This window comes from Finegoldia sp., assembly GCF_046991905.1.
Taxonomy (GTDB): domain Bacteria; phylum Bacillota; class Clostridia; order Tissierellales; family Peptoniphilaceae; genus Finegoldia.
This window is the reverse complement of record NZ_JBKWZF010000083.1, coordinates 1-5342: the sequence shown is the minus strand read 5'-3', so window position 1 is coordinate 5342 and position 5342 is coordinate 1. Positions and strand designations below refer to the sequence as shown.

Genomic DNA, 5342 nt, shown 5'->3' with positions numbered 1-5342 from the left:
TAATTAATATCTTTCAACTCAGGATAGCTTATTGTAGAAACAACTAGCTTATTACACGCCAAGTATTCTATAATTTTTGATGGGAAATTATTTTTATTTTCAGCCAGATTAGGATCTCTAAAACTTAGACATACTGTAAATCTTTTCAAATAAGAAAGATAATCTGTGTAATTTAGATATCCCAAATAATGTATATTCGCATATTTAGAAGCATATTTCATCACCAACGATTCATCCTCCCCTCTACCAGATACGTAAAGTTCACACTCTGGCAATTCGGAAAAAACATCTAATGCCATCTTTATACCTGTCACCTTTTTTAATGCACCAGAAAAGAAAAATGCATTTTTTACAATTTCCCCATTAGTTTCTTTTATAGAGTTGATGGCATTCATTGGAACAATTCCAGGCATATAAACTATATTTTTGTTTTGTATTGTTAAACGTTCTGACAAAGCCAAAATCCCATCAACAAATCTAGACAAACATATTTCCGCAACTTTAGTTATAGAAAAAAGCCTATTAGATGGAGTATGGTCTGCTAGTAAAACATAAATTTTCTTACGATAGATTACTTTCAAAAGCATAAAAGCAAGTAAGTTATGCCTTTCAAGATTATAAAACCAAATAGAATCATCATTGCGTAACAGACTGACTATTAACAAATTTTCCACCAAATAATTTAAATGCCTTAGTATTGGAAAACTTCCAAATACACGAACCTGAATAAATTTTACTTTCTGAATTGAAGGTAATTCCGCCAATATATTTTTTCTCACATTCAAAGGAACTTCTGAATACACTTTACTAAAACAGTTACCCTCAATAAGATTACTACAAAAATTTGTCACACATTGAGAGCCATATAAAGAGACCAATTCTTGTGGTATATAATTGCAATATAATGAACGATTAACAAGAAGCATATTTATTTTCTAATTCAAATTTTTCCCTATGAATATAAATACTGAGAACTAAAAACATTATATATTGTGTTGATAGAGTTGCACCATTTGGAGAAACAAATGCTACAAAAAGGTAATTAAATAGCAGCACTAATATCAAATAATCAAAAATGCTTTTCTTTTTATACTTACGTAATAATGAGAAGATTTTTATAACCGGAAACAACACCAGCACAATGCCAAATAAACCTACGTCAACCATTTTAGCTAGAAAGGTATTTTCATAATTACTCCCAATAAATTCGCCCTCTCTAACCCCCTTTATAGGAACACTACCAACCCCATGACCTATCAATAGGACTAATTTATTTTCCTGCATGTAATCAATGCCATTCTTCCATTGCCGTATCCTAGTATCATCAGCTTTACTAGTAGATTTGTCATCCCCAAGATACCTTTCCAAAAGATATTCATTAGAAGATAATAATGAAGTAATTACTGAACCTGATGCAATAAGTATTATAGAAAAAATTACCAATAAAATAACCCGATTCCCTTTTGCACAAATCACATAATAGACAAAACCAGCAAAAAACATTAATAATACAATCCAAATATTTGTCGGGATCCCGTAAACCAAGATCCTATTAAAGGAAGAAAAGAACATAACAAATAAAAAAATTGGCTCTTCGTTTTTGAGGAATGATATAATAAATAAAATGATGAGAGTACGCAGAAAGAGAAATAAACCCCAAATGTGCTAACAGACTCAGCTAAGAAGCTACAACGATTCATAGCTAAATCTTCCTCTGCCAAATAAGATATATCTTCATGAGCACTTAATACCAAAAATTTAAAAAGCAATGTTTGGCTATCAATAATAAGCCCTATTGATAAAAACAGTCCAAGCAACGAAAAAAACTTAAATATAGAACGTGGATTATATTTTGAAGAATTTAATAAATACGATGAAAACAAAACCACATGAAATCCTGCGGTATACATCCATAAAGCAAATCCAACTCTAATTAAGCCATATCCTTGAAAAAAAAAGGCGTATATACAATACGGTATACATAAAAATGTTAGTAACAATAAATCTTTTTCTATCTTTATCAACGAACGATTTTTATACCTTCCAAAAGAGCACATCAAAAGGGAAAAACCTATAAATGTCAAAATTTGCCTCCAGATCGTAAATGGAGTACCTTTAGTCAAAAAAGAAAATAAACCACCATTTATAACTAAGAAAAAAGAAATACAATAAAATAAGGTTATATAATTAGAGTATTTAGAGGCATTAAATTTCATCAACATTTATCCACAGCTATTAGCATACATAAAACAATTTAAATTTCCCCTATCTTCCCACTAAGTTCAAAACAGTATACCTATTTCTTATCATTTTAGCTAAAGGTATCATTTTCATAAAATCAATCTCGGAAAATTGGATATACTGTTTTATCATGCTATTTAAACCGATTCGAGAGAAATAACTGTTTATCATATTATACTCACTTTCAGTTCTCAGCAGTTGCTCTATCAACAAATGCGCCCACGCCACTTGAATACCATGTATAGTAGACTTGTCAGAAAAATATTCATCAATGGCGTGACTCATTAAATGCTCAGAACCACTCGTCCCCCGTGTATTGCCAGAATGTATCATGGATAATCCGGAAGTTATTAACCCCCTTGCAAGATCAGCTAAAAATACATCTGTATATAAATCTTTCTCAGAATATCTTAAAATAGAAACAGCAGCTTCTTTTGCCAACATAAAAGATAATTCATCAATCTTTTCTCCTGTGGAAAGTCTAGATAACTCCCAGTCCTTTACAGCACTCAAATTTGATAAAAGATCACCTACACCTGCTAGAATCAACTGCTTGGGAGACTTCTTCACAATCGATAAGTCCACTACAATTCCGATAGGAGGTTTAACTCCAAAACTTTTTTTCTTCCCATTACACGTTAAGCGTGCAACTGGAGAATAAATAGCATCGTTAGATAGTGTTGATGGCATGGCTATATAAGGGATATTCATATCTGTTGCCGCATACTTGACAATATCTAAAATACTACCTCCACCAAACGCAATAAAAAGTGTATCTAAATTATCACATTGTTTTTTCAATAAAGAGTATTCTTCTACCTTTCCTCCTTGGACAAGAATTAAACTATCAAATTTATTACTATCTATAAAGTGACTGTAAAGAGTATATAATTCAGGAGAAGTCACTAAAGTTTTATGAGAGAAAAACAGATGACTGGATGTGAGCATTTCATCAACTCTACCAAGTACTCTATTATCAATCTCCACAAAAACAGGTATTTCTAAATGCTTATAAAACATTATTCAACTCTTGAATAGATTTAATTATTTTAGATGTACTTATACCTTTAGTATACGGAAGATAAACTAATTCAATCTGATGCTTTTGCAAAAACTCTGGAGTCATACATATCTGATTTAAGTACCCTTCACCTGTCCAATCATCACCATGCACTATAATATCTACATTATACTTAATTACATAAAGTTTATTATCCAAATCTGGAATAATAAAAGCTTCATCTACATAGGAGCAAGCCTTAACTACTGCCAATCGATCATTCTCGTTAATAACAGGCTTTCTTTTATAATTAGCAACCATTTCATCACTATTAATAGCAACAACCAACCTATCTCCAAGACCTTTCGCTTTTTTTAAGAGCTCAACATGTCCACGATGAAACAAGTCAAATACCCCTATTACATATACAGTTATCATATATCTAAAAAATCAAATCGTTTTTATTAAGTTTATCTATTACATGCATCAACCGATAGCAAGCTTGATCATCTTTATATAAATTAAATTTGTTTTGAGTTTCCTTTTTATAAGTTTCGGGAGTTTTTAAAAAAGACTTGAGGGACTCTAAATCAGATAAAATAGGCCCAGGAAGAACCTCACTAATGTTATCAAAAGTCAAGCCTCTTGACTTTTGATATTCATCTATGTCATTCATTACAAATCCCATTGGTCTATCTAAAATATCATAATCAATCCAAACCGAAGAATAATCCGTTAGTAAGAAATCTGTTGCCCCCAGTAATGGATAAAGCTGAAAAGAAAAATCATTTTGTTTCACTATCATAATATTAGTAAACAATGGGAAATCAACCGTTTGCAATATATCCATTGGATGCAACTTTACAATCAACAAAATTTTAATTTCCGATAAAAAAATATTTAGATCTTGCAAGTCTGCTATATTCAAAAAAGAAATAGTATCGTTCGTTGAAATACCATCAGTTCTTGTTTCTCCAATAATCGAAGTACGGAAAGTTGGTAACCAAATGCCAACAGAACAATAGTCGGTCCTTTGGATATTTCTTTGAGAAAAGAAGTCTGTCTTTTGAAAAAGTAAATCATTGCGCGGTTGTCCAACAAGTAACACTCTACTCAGATCCAGGTTATTAAAACTTTTAGACATCAATTCCCTAAAAATTTCTGATGTAGCAATTAAATAATGAGCTTTAGTCTTATTAACTCCATGTTTGGCAGGATCCATTGAACCTATCCGCTTTAATGGCATGCCATGCCACAAATTTATCAACTTATCTCTTTGACTGATATCCCAGAAACTATATAATCCATGAGTACAAAAAACAAACTTAGCCCTAAAAAAATACCAAAAAGCTAATAATGAAAATCTAAATACAACTTTTGTATTCGAATTTTTCGACAAAATATCCTTTTTACATGCTTTATAACCTGTCTTATCAGAAAGTACCCATACTTTCAAATAATGATCATATTGCTTTGATCCAGAAATATATTGAAATAGAGCATAAGCATTATCGGTATAATCCGGAAAACTGGAAAACAACATAACAGAATCTCTCTTTATTATCCTAGAGAATAAAATTCCTGTTGAAGCTATAAAAGAAGAAAAAGACAATTTCATTAAAGTATGATTAATCATTCACATACATTCACATACCGTATTTTTTATGGAGGAGCGAATAAGTACCATAAGGATAAATAATAAACAGAACTAAAGATAATTTATATTTTAAGGATATAGAAGTAGAAAACAATACATATGATAGTCTACTTTTAATATAGAAAATTATTTCGCGTCTATAGGTATTATCTGGAATATCAGTTCTCACATAAGCCATGAAACATTGAAATATCATAAATGAATAAACATTTGCTATATCTGTTTCTTGAATAGACGGAGAAGCATTCTTTAAAATCCAAGGTATTTTCATACAAGACATAACTTTCTGACTAATTCCAGAGTGATTAGCACTTCCTTGCCTCTGCCTATAATGATAAAAACATTGGTTTGTCCTCAGCACTACTTCAGAGTCTGCGACCACTTGATATTGAAATAAAAAATCCTCCCAATGATGTACTTCTTTAGAAAAACATTTTCAAATAA

6 protein-coding genes are annotated in these 5342 nt (G+C 30.9%); all 6 read right to left on the bottom strand.

Going from position 1 to position 5342, the window contains the following annotated elements; genetic code table 11:
- Positions 1-926, bottom strand: a 926-nt coding sequence (locus ACLUJM_RS12615) for a glycosyltransferase (RefSeq protein WP_412412957.1), incomplete at its 3' end; no start/stop codon positions are given.
- Positions 913-1503, bottom strand: a complete 591-nt coding sequence (locus ACLUJM_RS12610; RefSeq protein WP_412412956.1) for an O-antigen ligase family protein — start codon at positions 1501-1503, stop codon at positions 913-915. The genes ACLUJM_RS12615 and ACLUJM_RS12610, both read right to left, overlap by 14 nt.
- Positions 1503-2216 carry a hypothetical protein gene (locus ACLUJM_RS12605; protein ID WP_412412955.1) on the bottom strand — a complete coding sequence of 238 codons (714 nt, stop codon included), beginning with the start codon at positions 2214-2216 and terminating at the stop codon, positions 1503-1505. The genes ACLUJM_RS12610 and ACLUJM_RS12605 overlap by 1 nt, the downstream gene beginning before the upstream one ends.
- A gap of 49 nt (positions 2217-2265) precedes the next feature.
- Positions 2266-3261 (bottom strand): iron-containing alcohol dehydrogenase, encoded by a 996-nt coding sequence (locus ACLUJM_RS12600; protein WP_220576930.1) that lies wholly within the window; start codon positions 3259-3261, stop codon positions 2266-2268.
- Positions 3251-3679 carry an adenylyltransferase/cytidyltransferase family protein gene (locus ACLUJM_RS12595; protein WP_005821077.1) on the bottom strand — a complete coding sequence of 143 codons (429 nt, stop codon included), beginning with the start codon at positions 3677-3679 and terminating at the stop codon, positions 3251-3253. Before ACLUJM_RS12595 ends, ACLUJM_RS12600 begins: the two co-directional genes overlap by 11 nt.
- 4 nt (positions 3680-3683) lie before the next feature.
- Complete coding sequence (locus ACLUJM_RS12590; RefSeq protein WP_220576929.1) at positions 3684-4877, bottom strand: CDP-glycerol glycerophosphotransferase family protein; 1194 nt, start codon at positions 4875-4877, stop codon at positions 3684-3686.
- Positions 4878-5342 lie beyond the last annotated feature (465 nt).

Bases quoted from the DNA above. Each gene is read 5' to 3' on its own strand.
- ACLUJM_RS12600 (WP_220576930.1), bottom strand. From the start codon at position 3,261: ATGTTTTATAAGCATTTAGAAATACCTGTTTTTGTGGAGATTGATAAT.
- ACLUJM_RS12605 (WP_412412955.1), bottom strand. From the start codon at position 2,216: ATGAAATTTAATGCCTCTAAATACTCTAATTATATAACCTTATTTTAT.
- ACLUJM_RS12595 (WP_005821077.1), bottom strand. From the start codon at position 3,679: ATGATAACTGTATATGTAATAGGGGTATTTGACTTGTTTCATCGTGGA.
- ACLUJM_RS12610 (WP_412412956.1), bottom strand. From the start codon at position 1,503: ATGTTTTTTGCTGGTTTTGTCTATTATGTGATTTGTGCAAAAGGGAAT.
- ACLUJM_RS12590 (WP_220576929.1), bottom strand. From the start codon at position 4,877: ATGATTAATCATACTTTAATGAAATTGTCTTTTTCTTCTTTTATAGCT.